This is a genomic window from Sphingobium sp. RAC03 (genome assembly GCF_001713415.1).
Classification (GTDB): domain Bacteria; phylum Pseudomonadota; class Alphaproteobacteria; order Sphingomonadales; family Sphingomonadaceae; genus Sphingobium.
The window spans coordinates 55,481-76,290 of the sequence record NZ_CP016456.1; the positions used below are offsets into that span (position 1 = coordinate 55,481).

The following is a 20,810-nucleotide window of genomic DNA, read 5'->3' on the forward strand; positions in this document are numbered from 1 at the left end:
GACCATAGCCTGCGCATCGGACAGCGAGCAGTTGACCATCCATTGCCACGGCGGTCGAACCTTCACGGCCGACATCAGCGCGAACGGCGCGCTGGTAACGATCGGGACACGCACAGTCGCGCTAAAGCCACGGAAATCGTCGTTGGGCCGACGCTCTGAAACAAAAGGCGCTGCCTTAATCATCGATGGTGAATTGGCCGCTTTGGCCTTCGACGACGATATCGATTATCGAAACTGCCGATTGAATGGGGTTGGCTCTCAGGTTCGTAACGCAAGATGAATGCGCCGATGGCGTGATCGCTCCCATTCTATGTGAGGGGAAACAGACCCCTATCTAACACTCCGATCGTTCCCGAGTCGGAATGTGAGCGCGCCTAAGACAGTGATTGAACGGCCCGAAGAAATCGATCCGGACATCGGCCATCCATTTTTTGCGCGCTGGATTTTTTCTCAATTCAAGATCGTCTCGCGAAACGATACAGGGAATTGCTGACGTTGACCCGTCCGACGCCCGTAGTTCGGCTTCGCGCGCCATTGACGTGTCTGCTTGATAATCTTGACAGCAAGGGGACTCATGGAGAACAGAAAGAGAACATGTTGCCAGACCGATGAGACCAAGGAATGCCCCGCAATGCCATCCTCGAGGATTTGCGTTCGTCGATCGCCCATGTGACGGGCGATGGGCGTCGTCATGGTGTCCATCCGTTCGGTATTGCCGACATCGACGATCATTTGCCCGGCCACGGCCTTGTAACCGGCGCATTGCATGAGGTTCTGGGCTCTCCCGACATTTCCGACGACGCGGCCGCAACGATATTCATCGCAGGCATATTGGCGCGCATGGAAGGACCGGTTTTCTGGTGTCTGCGCTGGCGCGATCTCTTCACCCCGGCCCTCGACCTTGCAGGCCTTCATCCTGATCGCCTGACCATCGTTGAGCCTGGCGATGACAAGGGCGCGCTCATTGCGATGGAAGATTGCCTGCGCGTGGCTGGCATCGCTGGCGTCGTGGGCGAGGTCTCAAAGCTCTCGACGACCGCGTCGAAACGGCTTCAGCTTGCTGCAGAAGGGTCCGGCGTAACCGCGTTCATCCTGCGTCGCGCTGCCAAGGCGGACGCACTGCTGGAGGGCTCCGCAGCGCAGACACGATGGCGCGTTACGGCGTCCCCCAGCGAGAATCTGGGCATCCCTGCCCTTGCCCGTCCGCGCTGGTCGGTCGCGCTCGAGCGCGTCCGCGGCGCAGAACCCAGAAACTGGATAGTGGAGGCCTGCGATGCGCAGGGTCGTCTCGCTCTGCCTGCCATACTGGTCGACAGACCGGATCAGCAGGAAGCGTGGCGTATCGCCGTCTGAGGCGAACGCAGCGCTATCCGGTCAGCCGCTTGTCACGGCCATAGAAACGCACGGTCGCAAACTGATCGCGGCGGCGGACCCGCTTGGCCGCAGCCTTGGCATCACGCCCGGCATGAGCATCACCAAGGCAAGAACAATGGTGCCTGATCTTGACGTGGTGGATGCAGACGAAGCGGCCGACGCGCAAGGGCTTGAGCGGCTCGCTCTATGGGCAGGGCAGCGCTACGCGCCCTTCGTCGCGGTCGATTACCCCGATGGCCTTTGGCTCGACATCAGCGGATGCGGAGAGCTGTTCGGCGGCGAGGAAGCGCTGGTCAAGGACCTGTTCCGCCGGGTGAACGGCTCGGGCCTTACAGCACAAATCGCTGTTGCTGACACGGCGGGCTGCGCCCATGCGGTCGCGCGCCATGTCCCTGCCGGTCGCCCGGTCATCATTCTTCCTGGAGACCAGAAGAAGGCGGTCGGCCTCCTACCCCTTGCCGCCCTGCGCATCCCGGCAAAAGTGGCAAGCGATCTGCACAAGATGGGCTTCACCCGGATCGAGCAACTCATTGCCGAGCCGCGCGGTCCCATTGCGCGCCGCTACGGACATGAACTCTATCGGCGCCTCGACCAAGCCCTTGGCCATGCGCCAGAGGCGATGGCGCCGATCTTCCCGCCATCACTGCCCCAGGCGCGCCGCGGGCTTCTTGAACCCATCGGTACGGTCGACGCCATCGCAAAAGTCATCGGCGATCTCACCGACGACATTTGCGCTGCGTTGATGCGGGACGGCACCGGCGCGCGGCGCCTCGACCTCCATTGCGAACGGGTCGATGGGCAGTATCAGTCTGTTCGGATCGGGACGGCATCTCCCACAAGGGATGCCCGCCATCTGACAAAGCTCCTGGTTCCCAGGATCGAGCGGATTGATCCAGGCCTTGGGATCGAGACCATGATCCTGATTGCGCCGATCGTCGAACCGCTCCGCAGTGCACAGGCTGATCTTACAGGCGATACGCATCGCGGCCCGGACCTTGGCGCCCTTATCGACGCGCTGGCGAACCGTTTCGGCCGTGACCGGCTGTACGGCACGACGCCCCGCTCGTCGGCCATGCCCGAACGCACGGTCAAGCGGACAATGGCGCTGCGCGATGGCGCGGATCGGCGCTGGAACGCTGTCCTGCCGCGCCCGGGCCGCATGATCGAACCGCCCGAGCCGGTCCAGGTGATCGCGATGATGCCCGACCATCCGCCGGCCCAGTTCGTCTGGCGCGGCAAGCGGCGCAAGGTAGTTAAGGCCGATGGTCCCGAACGCCTCCAGGGCGAATGGTGGCGCGCCAAGGGCCTGGAAGCCGACAGCCCCTATCTCGTGCGCGACTATTTCCAGGTCGAGGTCGAGGGCGGCGGGCGCTACTGGCTGTTCCGCTTGGGCGACGGCCAATGGTCATCGACCGGACCCATGGCCTGGTTCATCCATGGCGCCTTTGCATGAGCCTTGCCGATCAGCGCTATGTCGAGTTGCAGGTGACGAGCCATTTCAGCTTCCTGCGGGGTGCATCCTCGCCTGAGGAACTGCTGACCGCGGCCGCCATGCTGGGCATGCCTGCCATCGGCATCGTGGATCGCAACAGTCTGGCGGGATTGGTGCGCGCCTGGGACGCTGGCCGCTCGACGGGCGTGCGCGTCGTCAACGGCTGCAGGCTGGATCTTTCCTGTGGCACCGGCCTGCTTGTCTATCCCAGCGATCGCGCAGCCTATGGCCGCCTTTGCCGACTGTTAACGCTTGGCAAATCGCGCGCTGGCAAAGGGGGCTGCGAACTCCATTGGGATGATGTCGCCACGTGGAGCGAGGGGCTGATCGCCATCCTTATCCCCGATAGCGATGACACAAAAACGCAGGCGAGCCTCGTCAGCGTCTCATCGATCTTTAAGGAACGCAGCTATGTCGCGCTAACCCTGCAGCGGCAGCCCGGTGACGCGTTACGGTTGCGACGGCTCACCGAGATGGCACAGCAGGCGCGCGTCGAGACCGTCGCCACGGGCGATGTCCTCTACCATGCGCCCGAGCGCCGAATGCTGCAGGATGTTATGACCTGCATCCGCGAGAAATGCACGATCGACGATCTGGGCGAACGGCGCGAGCAGATAGCCGATCGGCACCTCAAGGACGCCGACGAGATGGACCGGCTGTTCGAGCGCTATCTTGGGGACACAGGGCCAGTTCGGCAAAGCGTCGCCATCGCCGAGCAATGCCGCTTCTCCCTTGAGGAGTTGCGCTATCAATATCCCGATGAAATCGGTAAAAGCGGGCGCACGCCACAGCAGGAACTTGAGCGCCTTACCTGGGCAAAAGCCCCCGCGCGCTATCCCGACGGCATTGACGACAAGACAAGAGCCCAGCTGGAGCATGAGCTGCGTCTCATCGCCCAGCTCGATTACGCCCCCTATTTTCTGACCGTCCACGCGATCGTCGATTTTGCGCGTTCGAAAGACATTTTGTGCCAAGGCCGGGGATCGGCGGCCAACTCGGCGGTCTGCTATTGCCTTGGCATCACCTCCATCGATCCGGTGCGCACCGAATTGCTGTTCGAACGGTTCGTGAGCGCTGAGCGACGCGAGCCACCCGATATCGATGTCGATTTTGAGCATGAGCGCCGCGAGGAAGTGATTCAGTGGATTTACGAGACCTATGGCCGCAACCATAGTGCGCTGACCGCGGTCATCTCCCGCTTCCGCACCAAAGGGGCGATCCGCGAGGTCGGCAAGGCGCTTGGCCTGTCGAGTGACGTCACCGATGCACTGTCCGGACAGGTGTGGGGCTGGAGCCGCGAGGGTGTGCAGGAACGCCATGTCGCCGAACTCAATCTCGATCCGACCGATCGCCGCCTTGCCCTCACGCTGGAACTGTCCAGGGTTCTCATGGATACACCACGCCATTCCTCGCAGCATCCTGGCGGCTTTGTGCTGACCCGAGACCGGCTTGACGAGCTGGTGCCGATCGAGCCCGCCCGCATGGATGATCGTCAGATCATCGAATGGGACAAAGATGATATCGACCTCATTGGGTTTATGAAGGTGGATGTACTGGCGCTGGGGATGCTCAGCTGCATGCGACGCGGCTTCGATCTCCTGCGCGAGGAGAAGGACATCCATCTCGACCTCGCCACGATACCGGCAGAAGATCCGGCAACCTATGCCATGATCCGCAAGGCTGACACGCTTGGCGTCTTCCAGATCGAGAGCCGAGCGCAGATGGCGATGCTGCCGCGGATCAAGCCAAGGACATTCTATGACCTGGTCGTCGAGGTCGCGATCGTACGCCCCGGCCCTATCCAGGGCGACATGGTCCACCCTTATCTGAGGCGCCGCGAAGGCAAGGAAGAGGTCAGCTATCCCAAGCCGGAGCTGCGCCGCGTCCTCGAAAAGACGCTCGGCGTCCCGCTCTTCCAAGAGCAGGCGATGCGGGTCGCCATCGAGTGTGCCGGGTTCACCGCCAGCGAGGCGGACCTTTTGCGGCGGGCGATGGCGACGTTCAAGCTGACCGGCGGGGTCAGCCATTTTCGCGATAAGCTCATCGGCGGCATGGTCGAGCGCGGCTATGAACAGGCGTTTGCTGAACAGACCTTCAAGCAGATTGAGGGCTTTGGCTCCTATGGTTTCCCCGAAAGCCATGCGGCCAGCTTCGCGCTCATCGCCTATGCCTCCTCCTGGCTCAAATGCCATCATCCAGATGTATTCTGTGCGGCATTGCTGAACGCCCAGCCCATGGGCTTTTATGCGCCAGCGCAGATCGTCCGCGACGCCTGCGAGCATGGCGTCGAGGTCCGCCCCATTGATGTGAACCATAGCCGCTGGGATTGCACGCTTGAAGATGGGAACCGGCGGTACAGGGCCGTGCGCCTTGGGTTGCGCATGGTCCGCGACCTTGCCAATCCGGACGGCGCGGCAATCGTCTCGGCCCGTGGCGCAGAGCCCTATGCTTCAGTGGAAGAAATCCAGCGCAGAGCCGGCGTGGGCGCTGGCGCTCTCGATCGGATCGGCGATGCTGATGGCTTTGGCTCGCTCCTGCACAGCCGTCGCACTGGCCTTTGGGATGTGAAGGGTTTGCGCGACAGCCCCCTGCCCCTTTTTGCCGCGGCAGACCAGCGCCAGGGCAAGCTCCGCGCCGAAGCGGTCGAACCGAAGGTTGCGCTCTCTGCGATGGCGGAAGGCCAGGAAGTGGTGGAAGACTATCGCAGCTTTGCGCTATCGCTCCGCGCCCACCCGGTGGCCTTTCTCAGGGCGGACTTGGCAGCAAGAAACATGGTCCCGTGCGCGGCCCTTGCCGATATCCGCGATGGAAGATGGGTCGATCTTGCAGGGATCATCATGGTGCGGCAGCGGCCGGGCTCTGCCAAGGGAATCATGTTCATCACCATCGAGGACGAGACCGGCATCGCAAACCTTGTAGTCTGGACCAAGACATTCGAGGCCAATCGGGGAACGGTCCTGGGTGCATCCATGCTCGGCGTGCGTGGTCAGGTCCAGAAAGAAGGCGAGGTCATTCACGTTATCGCCCAACGGCTCGAAAATCTGTCGGGATTACTGGCAAGCCTGGGTGAACGAAGCGATCTTGCCAACGTCTTCCGCCCGGCGCGCGGCGATGGCGCAAAAAACGGGGGTGGACCTGATCCCCGGGACCCGGACAGCAAATTGCTCGGTCGTAAGGCCCGCGCCGGCCCGATCTGACATTAGGATCGGGATACATGACTTAGAGCGCCAGCAGTGTTTGGGGCTTAGCATGAGCTTAGTGACGGCAAAGAGACGCGCCGGCGGCGTTACCGGCAGATCAGCATCAGGTAAGCCAACCCGTGACCTGTCGGCATTGGATGACGGCACCATGCTGCTCTTTCCGCGACACAAACAATTATTGTTATGCGTCATCCGCCTTCGTACGCACGAACGATCAGTGCTGCGGCTGCGCGGGACGCCTGATCTATGGCCGCCTCGTCCGGTGCTCGGCCGATGTCGCGCAGACGGCGTTCGATCAAATCGCTGGTCAGTACGGCCCGATATTGCCGCGCTACGGCCGCGATGCCCCCCTCCGGCAATGTGCGGGAAGGCAATCTTCGCGCCAGGAGGTTTTCCACGCTCTTCAGGCCGGCTTCCACGGTTTCGGCATATAGCCGCACACCCCAGTCACCTGCTTTCGCCTCGGCGATCGCCAGACGGGTGATCTCGAGCAGTTCCTCGCGAAGTAGAAAGCGCAAATAGGCAGCGCCGAACGCGGTGAGCACTTCCTCAAGTGGAATGTCCGCCTCCGCTTCCAGCAGATGAAACGCATCGAACGCCACCCCCTCAATGGACGACAACATCACGGCAGCGAACAGCTCCTGTTTCGATGAGAAGTAGTTGTAGAGCGTGCCTTTTGAGCCCCCAAGGCGCTTGGCGACTTGGTTCATCGAAGCGCGCTCATACCCTTCTTCCCGGAACACCTCACCGGCCGCTTCCAGCACGGAGACGCGCTGACTGTCTGTTTTTACTCGCATTCCAAAAAATCCTGCACTGATCGCTCCTGCTATGCCTTGACGCCAGCTGAATTACAATATTATAACCGAACCGTACGGTTTATTTTAGGTAGGCTAATGCTTAGTTGTGTATCACGTCGAGTATCAGGTACTCTGGTGCTGTGCATTCTTCCCACGCTCGGGGCTTGTGCCTCGGTTCCCAATCTCGGACCTACGCCATCTCTTACATCGCAGAGCGCATTAACGACCGATCCCAGGGTGGCGCGGCTGAACGCGGCATGGCCAACTGATCGATGGTGGACCGATTATGGCGACGCACAGCTCGACCGGCTCATTGAGGAAGGCACCGCCGGATCGCCAACGCTAGCGGCGGCACAGGCGCGGCTTCGTCGCGCCCAAGGACTCGCCCAGCAGGCGGGCGCCAGCCTGATGCCTTCGGTCAGCGGCACCGCCTCGCTTTCGGAGACCAAGCAAAGCTACAATAACGGTGTCCCAGCGGCCTTCGCCCCTCAAGGCTGGAACGAGGCAGCGTCCGCCAATCTAAGCTTTTCATACGAGTTCGACTTCTTTGGCCGCAATCGCGCGTCGCTCGTATCCGCAACGTCCGAAACCTTCGCCGCTCGCGCGGAGGTGGAGCAGTCGCGGCTGACGCTGACCACATCGATCGCCAACTATTACGCCCAGCTTCTTGGTCAATGGCGCGAAATCGACTTGGCGGTGGAGACGGTGCGCATCCGACAGAGTTCCGCTGACCTCGTGACGCGGCGTCGCTCTCAGGGTTTGGAAACGGTCGCGGCGGTTGGGCAGGCGAACAGTGCATTGGAGTCGGCGCAAGCCAACGAAGAAAGTCTTCGCGAACAGGCACGATTGATCGAATATCAGATCGCAGCGCTGCTCGGCGCCGGACCGGGCCGGGCCGTTGATATACGGCGCCCCACGGAGCCCATGCTTCACGCGGTCGGCCTGCCGGCCGGCGCGTCGATCGACCTTATTGCCCGGCGCCCGGACATTGTAGCCGCGTTGCGCCGCGTCGAGGCGCGCGCGGCCGATGTGCGTGTAGCGCGGGCGGGTTTCTATCCCAGCGTCAGCCTGTCCGCGCTGATCGGCCAGCAGGTACTCGGCCTGGGTAATTTCTTCAACGCCGGCTCTCGCTACGGCTCGGCCGGACCGTCCATCTCGCTGCCGATCTTTCAGGGGGGCCGCTTGTCCGGCGAGTATCGAACCGCTCAAGCGCAATTTGATGAAGCGGTCGCGACCTACAACGATACGTTGGTCAACGCGTTGCAAAACGTCGCCTCGACGGTCACGAGCCAGCAGTCGCTGACGCTTCAGCTTGGTCATGCCACCCGCGCGCAGGCCGAAGCGGAGCGCGCCTATCGAGCCGCGAACGATCGCTATCGCGGTGGCTTGTCCAACTACATCGACGTGCTGACCGCAGAAAACACCTTGATCTCCGCGCGGCGCAGCGTTTCGCAGCTTCAAACCCGTGCCTTCACCCTCGACGTCGCGCTGGTGCGCGCGCTCGGCGGCGGTTTCCACACTGCCTGACCCGACAGGAAAACAGCCATGAACGCCGTCACTGCCCCCACGCCCGCCTCAGCGGCATCTTCCACCCCGCCCACCAAGCGGCTGTTCCGTCTGGTGCCGTGGATCGTATTGGCGATGCTAATCGCGCTCGTACTACTGGTCTCCACCGGCTGGGACGCACACGAAGCCAATGCCACCATTCAGACGACGGACAATGCCAGCGTGCAGGGCGATGCCACCGTGCTGACCGCACGCGCCACTGGCTATGTCCGCCGCGTCGCCTTTTCCGACTTTCAGCAGGTGAAGGCCGGCGACGTGCTGGTCGAGCTCGAGGACGACGACTACCAAGCTGCGGTAGCAAGCGCCCGAGCCGACCTCGACCGCGCGCGCGCCAATCTTGCGAACCTTTCCAACGAGGAAGCCTCCCAGCAGGCAACGATCGACCAGGCTGTGGCGGGTGCGCGAACCAGCGCCGCCCGGCTCGCCCTCGCCCGTCAGGAGAATGCCCGCTTTCAGGCGCTCAACGGCAGCGGCGCAGTGACCGGGCAGGAGGCTGACAATGCGCGCTCCGCGCTCGATGTGGCGATCGCGACGCAGGCGGGCAACGGCGCGGCAACCGCGCTCCAGCAGCGGCAGCTCGACGTACTCCGCGGGCAGCGAGCGCAGCGTCAGGCGGCCGTTGACGCAGCGGAGGCGGCGCTGCAGACCGCGCGGATAAATCTGTCTCACGCCCGCATCCTTGCCCCCAACGACGGCATCGTCGGCGCCCGCACCGTGCAGGTCGGCGCTTTGCTGTCGCCCGGTAGCAAGGTTGCCAACTTCGTGCCTGCCGCGCAGCCCTTCGTGATCGCCAACTACAAGGAAACGCAGCTTGCCCGCGTCCGCGTGGGCCAGCCCGTAACGATGGAAATTGACAGTTTCCCCGGCCAGAAGTTGCGCGGCCGCGTGGCGCGGATCGCGCCTGCGGGTGGCAATGTGTTCAGCGTGGTGCCGGCCGACAACGCGACCGGCAACTTCACGAAGGTCGTGCAGCGCATCCCCGTGCGCATCGACCTGCTCGGAAACCAACCGCTTGTCGACCGCATCCGACCCGGCATGTCGGTGAAAACCCGCATCGACACGAGCGATGCTCGGTGAGCGCCGCCGCGAATCTCGGACGCAACGCGGTGGCCCACGCCGAGCCCGAAACGGTGCTCGGCGCGAAGCTCGGCATCGGTAGCCGGCTCGGCCGCGTGCTGATCCGCGGCGAAGTCACCAACAAGCCATGGTTTGCGGTTGCTGCTGTGCTCTTGGCGACGCTGATGACCAGCTTCCACACCCGCTATTTCTCGCTAGCGCTGGGCGACCTGCGCGCGGTTTGGGGGCTCAGCTACGACGAGGGCGCCGAGCTCAACACGATCGCTAACGCCTTGCAGCTACTTGCTGCGCCGGTGATTCCGCTGGCAGTGGTAACGTTTGGCGCGCGGCGCGTGCTAATGTATAATGCGCTGCTGCTCGCCTTTACGACGTTCCTGACGCCGTTCGCGACTGGTCACCTCGCGTTATTCTTGTTGAACGGCGCCACTGCTATCCTGCTCGGCTGCTTTGTGCCGGCGACACTGGCAACCATCTTTCGCAACCTGCCGCCCGCCTATTGGCTTATGGCGCTGTCTCTCTATACCGTTCGCCTAACGCTGACGCTGCACAGCGGCGCGACACTGGAAAGCCTCTACATCGACCGGATCGGCTGGCAGGGCATCTTCTGGCAGACCACGGCCAGCGCGTTGCTGGTGGCAATGCTGGTCGGGGTCGGCATTCCGCAGGAGCCTATCAACGAAGAGATTTGGGACCGCTCGGACAAGGGCGCGGTGGCGATGTTCTGCGTGGCGCTGACCATGGTGTTCGCCGGTATCGACGAAGGCAACCGGCTTGACTGGTTCGAAAGTGGTGAAATCGTGGCGCTGGTCGGCGGCGGCCTGCTGCTGTTCGTTTGTTTCCTTGTATGGCAGTTCTTTACCGACCAGCCGTTTGCGCATCCGCGTGTGATGATGCGGCGCGGCGCGGTGCTGCCAATGTTGATCGGCGTGTTTTTCGGCTTCGCCAACCTTGCCACGGCCTACTTGGTGCCGAGCTTTCTTGGTACAATCCAGCACCAGAAGTCGACCCAGTCAGGCGACATACTGTGGGTGGTGACGCTGGCGCAAATCATATTGGTGCCTGTGAGCATCTATGTGATCCGCCGCGTCGATGCGCGGATAACGGTAGCATTCGGGCTGGTAGCGATGATGGTGTCGTGCTGGCTCGGTACCTTCATCACACATGACTGGGTTGGCCGCGACTTCCTGCCGGTGACGCTAGCGATGGCGGTGGGCAGTGCCTTTACCTTTACGTCGATGATGGTCCTGGCGGTGGCCAATTCAAAGCCGACGGACATGCTGGGTGTGCTTGCCTACGCGCAGATCGCGCGCGTGCTTGGGCCGACCTTCGCCACCTCGGTTGTCACCACCCTGATCCGCAAGCGCGAGGCGATCCATTCGGCGTTGCTGACCCCCTATGTTGATCCCGGCCGCCCCGTGGTCGCCGCAGCCCTCAACGCGGTGGGCGGGCAGATGGAAGGGCTGCGCAGCATCGTCCAGCGCGAAGCCTATGTGCTCGCGTATCGCGATCTTTACACCTTCTGCTTCTGGATGGGCGCGGTCGCACTGCTGCTGGTCATGCTAATGCCACCGGCGCCACCCAACGCGCTGACCCCCACCGGCCACGACATTTGATTTGGTGCTGCGTCAGTCCGCTCAAGGCAACCCAAGATGCAGCAAATATGTCCCGCTATACGCCTTGCGCCTTCTTTCGTTTGAACATCCCCCCGGTGCAGACGTTTCCAAGACGCGCCACCAGCCTGCAGCGCCCGATCGCTTGTTCAGGGTCGAGGAACGCTAGATGCTCATCTTGGTGCAGAACGACAGCAGGCGCCTGGTGCGCGTTTCGCACCGGGCGTGCGCGGTTGCGCGCTGGCTGTCCGGCGCGAAGCAAATCACGGCATTGCACTATTCGAGGCGCGAAGCGCTGCGGCGTGGCACCGTACTGTTTCGCTTCGCGTACCGATTGTCCGAGCAAGCAGAATCCGATCTGCGTGGCCATGGCTTCAATGACGCGCAATTCGCGTTGCTGACGGCGAGATTCTGTAGCCAAGCGCCAGCCCGCAGGGATGGTCGACTCCATGCATGATCTCTCAGGCGAATCCGATCGCCCTCGTGCCCAACCCGTGGTTGTTCGCCTGGGCATAGGCATCCTGGTGCTATGCGCAATTGCATCGACCTATTTCGGGCGTGACGGGTTGCTTGATGGTCCGATGGTTTTGGCAATTTGGCTCGTGCTGGCCGTGTTGGCCATGGCGCTGACCGTCGGCCGGCGTCCACCATTCGTTATTCACCTCGCATCACCCCACCTTTTCCTTCGGCCCCCCTCAACATCCGGATGCAAATGTCATGACCACATCACCATCAAATTCGAGAACAGTGGTTCGTGCCGGCATGGCCATTGCTGGCGCAGCAGCGCTTGGGGCCCTCGGTTGGCTCGCCGCCCGCCGACTGACCCCGCGCCAGCCCGATGCCTTCTACTCGCCGCCCACCTTTATAACAGGCGCGAACGGCGACCTGCTTCGCTGGGAGCGGCTGGACGCCAGCTGGGTTCCGGCCAATGCGCAGGCTTGGCGCATCCTCTACGTCACGTCCAACATTGCCGGGGAGCTGACCGCCTCGTCGGCGGTAGTCATCGCGCCGAGGGATGTAGCGCATCCATCAGTGATCGCTTGGGCCCACGCCACGTCCGGCATTGATCCCGCTTCCGCTCCTTCGCTGGCCAAGACCGGCCCTGAAAGCGGTGGCCTGTACATTCTCGAGCGCATGCTGGCCCAAGGCTGGGCGGTAGTCGCCACCGACTATCCCGGGCTCGGCACCTCCACGCAGCATGCTTGGCTAAGCGGCCCGCCCGCAGCCTATGCCGTACTCGACAGCGTGCGCGCTGCGCACCGGCTGCCGGCCATCGCTCTGGATGACCGGACGGTGGTTTGGGGCTATTCACAGGGCGGGCACGCCGCTTTGTGGACGGGTGCGCTCGCCCCTGCCTATGCGTCGGAAATCCGCCTTAAGGGTGTGTTCGCCGCCGCGCCGGTCAGCCGGCCGGTGGACGTCATCCGGCACCTTGCCGACTACCCCGCAATAGGTTCTACCCTGCTTACCTCCTATGCCATCGTCGCGTACAGCCGTACCTATCCCGACGTGCGGTTCGACGACTATGTGCGGCCTTCGCAGCGCGCGCATGTGCGCCGCGTGGCGGCCAACGGCTTCCTGACACCAGTGACCATCGCCAGGGCAATTGTCGACCGCGCGGCGCGGCCAGGCATCTTCGCGCGCAAACCAGATACTGGCCCTTTAGGCCACCGATTGTCCGAAAACGAGGCGACCGGCATCACTACCACCGCGCTGCTCATCGCGCAGGGCGCCGCTGACGCGCTGGTGCCGCCGACCATGCAGGATGACTATGTGGCCGCGCAGCGCGCAAAGGGTCAAGTGGTTGATTACCGCCGCTTCGACGGTCTGACTCATCTCACCCTAATGCAAGCCTCATCCCCGCTCGTTCCACAGTTGATCGAATGGACTCGCGAGCGGTTGGCCGACTAAGAATCCCCCGGCTTTTCATCCATGAGGGGAAGTATCCGGCGTCCGACAAACCCGGATGGTCGCTATTTCGTTGTCCGCTGCCGGCGCTGGCAAATGAGTAACCCCTCGCTGGTCTAGCATGCGTGCATCATGCTCGTATCGGAACTCATGACGGCGCGACGCGAGGTCCGAGCCGCCCGGGAGCAGGCCGATCCGCAAGCGGAAAGGACCGCTCGAGAAGCTGTCGATGTCGTCAAGCGAGCACTTGGCGAGCGCGGTCCGGTTTGGTGGGGCAATGACGCACCCGCCTATAATGGGCACATGGTGCACAACACGCCCTATGCGGGCTGGTTCGCGACCTTGGCCTGACGGCGTTTACGCACGGTGCCGTCAGCTAGGCGGCGTGGACAAATTTGAGCCAGTATCTGGCGGTGGCGAGATGGACCATGCTGAGGAAGCTGTTGGCCAGTTGATCGTATCGGGTGGCAATGGCCCGGTTGACCTTCAGGTGACCGAACATACGCTCGATGCAATTTCGCTGCTTGTATAGCGCGCGGTCATGTTCGATCTTCACGCGACGGTTTGAGCGGCCGGGGATGACGGCCTCGATCTTCCTGTCTGCGAGGTCGGTTCTGATGGCGTCGGCGTCGTAACCTTTATCCGCGAGCAGGGCTTTAGGCTTGCGCTCAGGCAGACCTATCAGCGCGTCATATGCCTTGCAGTCTGCTGCTTCTCCAACCGTCAGGTGGAAGGCGAGCGGTCGTCCCAGGGCGTCAGCCAGGCAGTGAAGCTTACTGGTGAACCCGCCCCGCGAGCGGCCAAGAGCGCGTCGATGAGTCCCCCTTTTCCGCCCGCTGCCGAAACATGGGCGCGAACTGTGGTGCTGTCGATGCTGTAGTGGCCGGTGTCCGCCATGATCTCGGCGAGCGTTACCGCCATGGCTTCCCAGACCCCGGCTTCGCTCCAGCGTCGGAAACGGCGATAAATGGTGTTCCAGCTACCATATTTGGGCGGAACGTCACGCCATGGAGCGCCGCATCGGAGCCGCCAAAGTATGCCGTTGATGATCGATCGGTTTTGCTCGGGACGTCTGCCTCGGCCACGGTTCTCAGGCTCGATCGGCAGCAAGTCCTTCAGCACGCGCCATTCAGCTTCAGTGAGATCGCCCCGGCTCAAGCCTACCTCCAAAAAGCAGCCTTGAATCAATCAACAGCGCTCGCGTCAATTGCGTCCTCGTCGAATAGACGGCAAAACATGATCCATGGCAAAGCCAATACCCACGAGATTTAGCGTCCTTCCAGAAAATGAGGCTGCGGCCATCGCGCATCTCGAAGCACGCGGCTATTCCCCGATGGCCATCGAAAAGGATGATGGTGGGTTGAGCGTATTGATCTTCAGGCCGCTTCCTGACGATCAGATGTTTGGGCTAGTCCAAGCTTTGCCGGTGCATCTGAGCGCCAAGATCGGCATCGTTATGGGCAATCAGCCGCCGTTCGCATCAAAGCTCGATCACTGACCTGAATTTGTCCACGCCGCCTAGAGAGATCCAGACGGGCGCATGATCACTGGTCTTATCCCACCCACGCACATCTGCATCCACCTGCGCGTCCATCAAACGGTCGGCGAGAGCGGGGCTAAGCAGCAGGTGATCGATGCGCAAACCTGCGTTACGGCCATAGGCATTCCGGAAATAATCCCAGAAGGTGTATATCGTCTCGTCGGGATGGATTGTCCGTAGGGCGTCGGTCCAGCCTTGCCCCGTCAGCCGGAAAAAAGCGTCACGCACCTCGGGGGCGAACAATGCATCATCCAGCCAGCGCTCGGGTTTGTAGACGTCGCGTTCGGTCGGCATGACGTTGAAGTCGCCTGCCAGCAGGACGGGCAGACCGGACTCGAGCAGCCCTGCTGCATGCTCGATCAATCGATCGAACCAGGCGAGCTTATAGTCGAACTTGGGGCCAGGCCGGGGGTTGCCATTGGGAAGATAGAGACCGCCTATAAGGATGCCGTTGACCGCCGCTTCGATATAGCGGCTCTGCGCAGCATCGGGGTCACCGGGGAGGCCGCGCCGGGTTTCATGAATTTCGCCGACGCGGCTCAGGATAGCGACGCCATTCCAGCTCTTCTGGCCTTGCCAGATCGACTGGTAGCCCAGATCGCGGATAGCGCTTTGTGGAAATTTTTCCTGCGGCGCCTTCAATTCCTGGAGAACGACAATGTCCGGCGCGGCTTCTTCAAGCCACCGCAACAGGACGGGCAAGCGGCCGTTGACCCCATTCACATTGTAGGTGGCGATCTTCATGCTCACGCTGTCACAGGTCCGGCAGGATCTGGTCGGCCCGACCCCAATGCGCCAGATCCTTCGACGCGACGCGCTTCAGCATCTCGGCCGCATCGCCGATATGCCAATGGTTGGGGCCGTCGAGATCGCGCAATTCTTCCCACGTCAGCGGCACTGCGATTGGCGCAAAAGGCCGGGAACGCGCGCTGTAGGGCATGACGGCCGTCGCGCCGCGCTGATTGCGCAGATAGTCGATGAAGATCTTGCCCGTGCGCTTGGCCTTTGCGAGGGCAGCGGTGAATCTTTCGGGATCGGCCTGCGCGAGCGCCATGGCAAAGCGATGCGCGAAGTCCTTGACCTGCGGCCATTCCGCCGTCGGCGTCAGCGGCGCGATCACATGCACGCCCTTGCCCCCCGTGACCATCGGAAAGGTGACAAGCCCCATCTGCCCTAACACATCCTGGAGATGGAAGGCGGCAGAGACGACATCCTTGAAATCCAGGCCCTCGTCCGGATCGAGGTCGAACACCAGCCGGTCGGCTTTCTCGACATCCTCGATGCGTGCGCCCCATCCATGAAACTCGATGGTGCCCATCTGGACGCAGGTGAGAAGCCCGGCAGGTGTATCGACGAACAGATAGGGTTCCTGATGCCCGTCCTTCTCCAATATTCCGACCTGCTTGACGTCATCGCCGAAGCTGCCGGCGTCATGCTTCTGGAAGAAGCATTTCTTGTCGCGACCCTGGGGGCAGCGGACCAGGCTGATCGGTCGGCTTCCTGCCCAGGGCAGCATGATCTGCGCAACCGCCTCATAATAGTCGGCCAGTTCGCCTTTGGTAAGCTTGCCCTCGGGGAAGATCATGCGATCCCGGTTGCTGATCTTGACGCCGCTGGTTGCGGCAGGATCTGCGGTTGTCGCCACCGGGGCTTCAATCTCCAACACCACGGCCTCGGGCTTCTTGTCCCCGCGCAAACCCAGATAACTCGAGTGTCGCAACACACCTTCGTCCGTGAACTCGATATAGGCGACCTCGGCGACCAGCTTCGGCTTGATCCAATGAGCCCCACGTACGGCGGCGCGCGGCGCTTCGACCGTCGCGGTCTTTTCTTCGAGCGGCGCCATCAAATCCATCAGACGATCGATCTCGTCGCCGGTAAAGCCGGTACCGACCTTGCCAGCAAAGCGCAGCTTGCCCTTCTCGTTGACGCCCAGCAGCAGCGAACGGAAGCCGCGCTGCTTCTCCGAGGGCGTCCATCCCACGATCACGAACTCTTGTCGCCGGATGCATTTGGTCTTCACCCAGGAGCCGGACCGTGAGCCGGAATAGCGTGCATCGACCCGCTTGGAGATGACGCCCTCGAGCCCCGCGCTACAGAAGCTTTTCAACAGCTCCTCGCCGCGTCCGACGATATGATCGGAGTAGCGGAGATGGCCCCTGCCCTCACCGATCAACGCCGCGAGCATCTGCTTGCGTTCAAGCAGGGGTCGCTGCGTCAGATCCTCCCCGTCGAGTTCGAGCAGGTCGAAGGCGACATAGTCGATTTTACCGGGATCGCCTTTGAACGCTGCCTGCAGGGCCTGAAAGCTGGTGCGCCCGTCGGGAAGGATCACGACAGCTTCGCCATCAATCAGCGCGCTTGCCGCGTCTAGGGTGAGGGTGTCACCTATCAGCCCAGCGAAACGATCCGACCAGTCGAGGCCCGAACGCGTATAGGCCCTCCCCTCCCCGCCGCCCATCGCCAGCAGGGTCCGATAGCCATCATATTTGAGTTCATGGATCCACCGGTCGCCGGACGGCACATGATCGACTAGCGCCGCGAGCTGCACCGGTTGAAATGGTGGCAACGCACTGGCCGCCTTTCTACGCTTCCCAGCCGACAGGGACGGCGCGGCGGCAGGCTTTGCACCCTTCCGCCTGCGGACGGCTTTGCCGGCGGCGATCTCGTCCATGGTGCGCCCGGTATCGACGCTGGTCAAATGGATGCCGACCAGATCGTCCGAGCCGCCGGCGAAAGCATCATGCACCTTGCGCAGGATCCAATTTTCCCCCTTCTCCTTTCCCCGAGGCTTCAGGCGGAACAGGATCCATTCGCCCTGCATGCGGCGGCCGTGCAGGATGAAATGCAAGTGACCTTCGGGCAGCGTCTTCCGGGGATCCTTGCCGGGGATCGATCCCCAAGTGCCGTTGTCCCAGAGCATGACCGTCCCGCCGCCATATTCGCCTTTGGGGATCGTGCCTTCGAACCGTGCGTAATCGAGCGGGTGGTCCTCGGTCCGCACGGCGAGGCGCTTGTCGTCCGGATTGACGCTTGGACCGCGTGTGATGGCCCAGCTGACGAGCACGCCATCTAACTCAAGGCGGAAATCATAATGAAGACGTGTCGCCGCATGTTTTTGGACGACGAAGCCGTTGCCGGTGCTGGGAAGCTTCGCACCCGAAGGCTCGGCGGTCCGCCCAAAGTCTCGCTTGGCCCGATAAGTGGCAAGGCTCTCGTCTGCCGACTTGGTCTGTGTCCTGGTCATGCTGATGCGTCCGTTCCCTCTGCGCCTCAATCCGTAGGACCGCGGACTCGTTCCAGTCCCTTTAGCTGTCCCTATCGAGCGGCTTTGCAAAACGATAGCTGGTCTGCTCGAACTTCAGGGCCCGGAAGAAACCATGGGCGTTTCTGATCTCGATATCGCTGATCGCCTCCATCCGCGTGCAACCCGCCTTGCCAATCACGGCAGAAGCAGCCTCGATCAAATTCGTCCCAATGCCGCGGCGGCGGTGATCTTCGTCGATCATGATAAGGGTGATCCGTCCGATCAGCCCATATTGGATCGTGGGGATCAGAGCCCAAGCGCAGCAGCCGACCAGCGTGCCCCATTCGGCAACCACCATGCCGCCGTTGGACTTGCGCGCCGCCTCGAGACTGCGCACTATGCCAGGTTCGTCGATCTCAACATGAGCCAGTTGCGCAAGAAGCTTTGCCAATGCTGCAGCATCGGCAGGCTTCGCGGCGCGAACGTGCAACTGCGGAGCTGGTACAGGCGCGGGCGCAGGCTGGGCAGTTACGCGCGCGTGGGGCCTAGCTTCTGGCGGCGCGAACTTGCGACCGGTGGACGTTGGGCTGACCCGCTTGGCGCTGGGCTTAGGTTCGTCTGCTGGTTGGGCCTTTCGACTTTCGGGTGCCGCCTGCCTGACGCCGGCGTTTCGAGCGTCGCCGTGCCGGCTGCGGGGCCGTATGACCGACGGACCTTCAGTATCGTCATTTGTCCTGACATCCCTTTTTGGCTTCTCCGCAGGCACGGTGCCGGCCGGCGCGTTTTCGGCCGAAGCTTTCCAGGTGCTCACAGACCCCTTGCGCAGATAGGCTTCGATATCGTCGGCCGAGGCCGTCAGGCCGTGCTCGCCCATTCCGAGCAACGGCTTGCCGTCCGCCTGCGTCAGCCCGAACTTGCCGAAGTCTCCTGTGCCGGGTTTGCGCTTCCGGGATTTGACAAGCTTGAAGCCGCGGTGTTCCGCCATCTCACGCAGTTTCTGATCGATAGTCTCCTCGGGCATCCCTCCATAACCCGCAATCGAAACGACAGTTCAAAACAGGCTGGTTTGAGGCTCCAAGCATTGCTGGACACGCTTGGGCGCGCAGCGGATTCGCCTGGGCGCACGGGATGGAACGGCAGAGTCCACGAGACGCTAAGCGGACATGCGCGCCTGCCGTCTCAAGACCTCCTCAATGATCGACCATGTCGCCTTCGATGACGATGCGGGTGTCTTGAGCGTTTCGTTCCGGCAGACGGGCAAATATGTCTATTATGGTGTGCCTGCCGCGATCTTCGAGGCTTTCTGCAAGGCGACTTCTGCAGGCGCCTTCTTCAACGACCAGATCAAAGGACATTTCCAGTGCCGCCGCGATCCGGAACGACGGCGATTCGGGCCAAACGCCTAACTGACGTCAGGCTTCGCCGAGTACCCGATATACCGACATGAGGTGGCGTCCGGCAATCGCGCGTGCGCGAGGTGAGCGGATAGTTTCCTCGTTGGTCTCATGCAGCATCGTCAGCATATCGAGCACTTCCTGGCGCGGTGTCCCAGCCTCAAGGAGATGGGTGCCCATCAGCGCAAGTAAATTGCTCCACAAGGTGATGGCGCCCTCTGCGAAGGCGGCATCATCATCGCCGTTGCTCAAAGCGCGAACCGGATCTGCCATGCTTCAGGCCCGCTTTTTTGTGGGTGCCCTGGCAGGCGCTTTTTCCGCTGGCTTCTTCCCAGACTTCGCAGCGGCTTTGGCTGCCGGCTTCTTGGCCGTCGCCTTGGTTGCACCACCACCGCTTGCCGGGCCAATCGATTTCTTAAGGGCCGCCATCAGGTCGACGACGTTGCTACCGCGCGGATCGGAGCCGGCATCGCTATCGTCACCGATGTTGAGCGTCTTGCCTTTCTTTTTGCGTTCGATGAGATCCTTGAGCGCATCGACATAACGGTCGTGGAACTCGCTCGCATCGAACTTACCGGTCTTCTTGTCGATCAATGTGGTGGCGAGATCGAGCAGTTCCTCATCGGGATCAGCGTCGCCAATCTCCCGGAAATAGCTCGCAGCCTTGTTGACCTCATCGGCATAGCGCAGCGTTTCCATGACCAGGCCACGGCCACAGGCTTTTATGCTGACCACATATTCTCGGCCGCGCATGGCCAGTTGTCCAAGGCCAATCTTGTGACTGCGGCGAAGCGCTTCACGCAGGACGATGAAGGCTTCTTCGGCCAGATCGTCGGCGGGCACGACATAGTATGGCTTCTCGAAATAGATGGCGTCGATTTCATGGCTATCGACGAACTGGGTAAGCTCGAGCGTCTTCTTGCTCTCGAGCTTCACGCCTTCGATCTCTTTCTCGTCGAGGAGGACATATTCGCCCTTGGCATATTCGAAGCCCTTGACGATGTCCTCGACGTCGACCGGGCCGATGCCGGGCACCACCTTTTCATATTTGATGCGCTTGCCCGAAGGCTCGTGGATCTGGTTGAAGGCAATCGTCGCCCCGCTCTTGGTAGCCGAATAAATCTCGACCGGGATCGAAACCAGCGCGAGCCGGATCTGGCCTCGCCAATAGGGTCGTGCTGCCATGATCGTCTCCTATGTCAATGCTTGCCTTAACCCTCCGCCGCTATGCCCGTTCCAAGGCGTAGTCGCCCCCCAGAAATAGTCTCGGGATTGATGTAACAAACGACAACACACAGCGTTGGGAAGCTGCAGTCGAAGAGGAGGACAGGATGGCCGACGACAAGACATTGCGCTCACCTGCAGACAGTTCGCGGATTGCGATGGGCGAGGATTATGAGGTCGCATACTGGACCGACAAATTCGGGGTCGACCGCGCGGCCCTTCAAAAGGCGGTCGATGCAGTCGGCAACAGCGCTTCCGCTGTCGAAGCTCATCTGAAAAGCTGACGATTCGGCGAGGGGAAGTCTATGTCCAAGTCCCATCCCCTCGCCGCCACGCTGCCCATGGAGGCGAAGCTGGTGGGCGCGCTGCCAAGAGGCCCAG

17 protein-coding genes and 1 pseudogene are annotated in these 20,810 nt (G+C 62.0%); 10 read left to right on the forward strand and 8 right to left on the reverse strand.

Annotated features, from left to right (window positions below; translation table 11 throughout):
- Positions 1-621: 621 nt before the first annotated feature.
- From BSY17_RS04870 to BSY17_RS04880, 3 genes are read left to right on the forward strand one after another with little or no spacing between them, the layout of a single operon-like run.
- The gene (locus BSY17_RS04870) at positions 622-1,353 is read left to right on the forward strand and encodes an ImuA family protein (protein WP_069064641.1); all 732 of its coding nucleotides are present in this window, start codon (positions 622-624) and stop codon (positions 1,351-1,353) included.
- Positions 1,274-2,827, forward strand: a complete 1,554-nt coding sequence (locus tag BSY17_RS04875; RefSeq protein ID WP_083217042.1) for a Y-family DNA polymerase — start codon at positions 1,274-1,276, stop codon at positions 2,825-2,827. The genes BSY17_RS04870 and BSY17_RS04875 overlap by 80 nt, the downstream gene beginning before the upstream one ends.
- Positions 2,824-6,063, forward strand: coding sequence for an error-prone DNA polymerase (locus BSY17_RS04880; protein WP_171899187.1), 3,240 nt, complete (start codon positions 2,824-2,826; stop codon positions 6,061-6,063). The genes BSY17_RS04875 and BSY17_RS04880 overlap by 4 nt, the downstream gene beginning before the upstream one ends.
- A 191-nt stretch (positions 6,064-6,254) precedes the next feature.
- On the opposite strand, the gene BSY17_RS04885 is transcribed toward BSY17_RS04880, so the two are convergent.
- A complete protein-coding gene (locus tag BSY17_RS04885; RefSeq protein ID WP_069064643.1) occupies positions 6,255-6,863 on the reverse strand; it encodes a TetR/AcrR family transcriptional regulator in 609 nt (202 codons plus the stop codon).
- A gap of 96 nt (positions 6,864-6,959) precedes the next feature.
- Between BSY17_RS04885 and BSY17_RS04890 the strand changes: the two genes are divergently transcribed.
- The 3 genes from BSY17_RS04890 to BSY17_RS04900 are packed head-to-tail and all read left to right on the forward strand — an operon-like array spanning position 6,960 to position 11,119.
- Positions 6,960-8,390: an efflux transporter outer membrane subunit gene (locus BSY17_RS04890; RefSeq protein WP_069064644.1), complete on the forward strand. Its 1,431-nt coding sequence runs from the start codon at positions 6,960-6,962 to the stop codon at positions 8,388-8,390.
- A gap of 18 nt (positions 8,391-8,408) precedes the next feature.
- Complete coding sequence (locus BSY17_RS04895; RefSeq protein WP_216095591.1) at positions 8,409-9,506, forward strand: HlyD family secretion protein; 1,098 nt, start codon at positions 8,409-8,411, stop codon at positions 9,504-9,506.
- Positions 9,503-11,119 (forward strand): MFS transporter, encoded by a 1,617-nt coding sequence (locus BSY17_RS04900; protein ID WP_069064645.1) that lies wholly within the window; start codon positions 9,503-9,505, stop codon positions 11,117-11,119. Before BSY17_RS04895 ends, BSY17_RS04900 begins: the two co-directional genes overlap by 4 nt.
- Before the next feature lie 55 nt (positions 11,120-11,174).
- Here BSY17_RS04900 and BSY17_RS21165 read toward each other — a convergent pair whose 3' ends face one another.
- Complete coding sequence (locus tag BSY17_RS21165) at positions 11,175-11,567, reverse strand: hypothetical protein (protein ID WP_150125731.1); 393 nt, start codon at positions 11,565-11,567, stop codon at positions 11,175-11,177.
- Positions 11,568-11,833: 266 nt separating this feature from the next.
- On the opposite strand from BSY17_RS21165, the gene BSY17_RS04910 reads away from it, so the two are divergent.
- The gene (locus BSY17_RS04910; protein ID WP_083217043.1) at positions 11,834-13,027 is read left to right on the forward strand and encodes an alpha/beta fold hydrolase; all 1,194 of its coding nucleotides are present in this window, start codon (positions 11,834-11,836) and stop codon (positions 13,025-13,027) included.
- 373 nt (positions 13,028-13,400) lie between these two features.
- On the opposite strand, the pseudogene BSY17_RS21170 reads toward BSY17_RS04910, so the two are convergent.
- A pseudogene (locus tag BSY17_RS21170) lies at positions 13,401-14,146 on the reverse strand (IS5 family transposase).
- A gap of 121 nt (positions 14,147-14,267) precedes the next feature.
- Here BSY17_RS21170 and BSY17_RS04930 point away from each other — a divergent pair.
- Positions 14,268-14,522, forward strand: a complete 255-nt coding sequence (locus tag BSY17_RS04930) for a hypothetical protein (protein WP_069064649.1) — start codon at positions 14,268-14,270, stop codon at positions 14,520-14,522.
- Here the strand turns inward: BSY17_RS04930 and xth are convergent.
- The 3 genes from xth to BSY17_RS04945 all read right to left on the reverse strand — a co-directional run bounded on the left by xth (position 14,505) and on the right by BSY17_RS04945 (position 18,832).
- Positions 14,505-15,308: an exodeoxyribonuclease III gene (xth, locus tag BSY17_RS04935; protein ID WP_069064650.1), complete on the reverse strand. Its 804-nt coding sequence runs from the start codon at positions 15,306-15,308 to the stop codon at positions 14,505-14,507. The two genes, BSY17_RS04930 and xth, sit on opposite strands and share 18 nt — an antisense overlap.
- A 10-nt stretch (positions 15,309-15,318) precedes the next feature.
- Positions 15,319-17,811 carry a DNA ligase D gene (gene ligD / locus BSY17_RS04940; protein ID WP_069064651.1) on the reverse strand — a complete coding sequence of 831 codons (2,493 nt, stop codon included), beginning with the start codon at positions 17,809-17,811 and terminating at the stop codon, positions 15,319-15,321.
- A gap of 61 nt (positions 17,812-17,872) precedes the next feature.
- The gene (locus BSY17_RS04945; RefSeq protein ID WP_069064652.1) at positions 17,873-18,832 is read right to left on the reverse strand and encodes a GNAT family N-acetyltransferase; all 960 of its coding nucleotides are present in this window, start codon (positions 18,830-18,832) and stop codon (positions 17,873-17,875) included.
- A gap of 172 nt (positions 18,833-19,004) precedes the next feature.
- On the opposite strand from BSY17_RS04945, the gene BSY17_RS04950 reads away from it, so the two are divergent.
- A complete protein-coding gene (locus tag BSY17_RS04950) occupies positions 19,005-19,217 on the forward strand; it encodes a KTSC domain-containing protein (RefSeq protein WP_083217179.1) in 213 nt (70 codons plus the stop codon).
- A 6-nt stretch (positions 19,218-19,223) separates the two neighbouring features.
- On the opposite strand, the gene BSY17_RS04955 is transcribed toward BSY17_RS04950, so the two are convergent.
- Positions 19,224-19,478, reverse strand: a complete 255-nt coding sequence (locus BSY17_RS04955) for a hypothetical protein (RefSeq protein WP_069064654.1) — start codon at positions 19,476-19,478, stop codon at positions 19,224-19,226.
- Positions 19,479-19,481: 3 nt separating this feature from the next.
- A complete protein-coding gene (gene ku, locus BSY17_RS04960) occupies positions 19,482-20,390 on the reverse strand; it encodes a non-homologous end joining protein Ku (protein WP_069064655.1) in 909 nt (302 codons plus the stop codon).
- A 146-nt stretch (positions 20,391-20,536) separates the two neighbouring features.
- Here ku and BSY17_RS04965 point away from each other — a divergent pair, with 146 nt between their 5' ends.
- Positions 20,537-20,713 carry a DUF3606 domain-containing protein gene (locus tag BSY17_RS04965; protein WP_069064656.1) on the forward strand — a complete coding sequence of 59 codons (177 nt, stop codon included), beginning with the start codon at positions 20,537-20,539 and terminating at the stop codon, positions 20,711-20,713.
- Positions 20,714-20,810 lie beyond the last annotated feature (97 nt).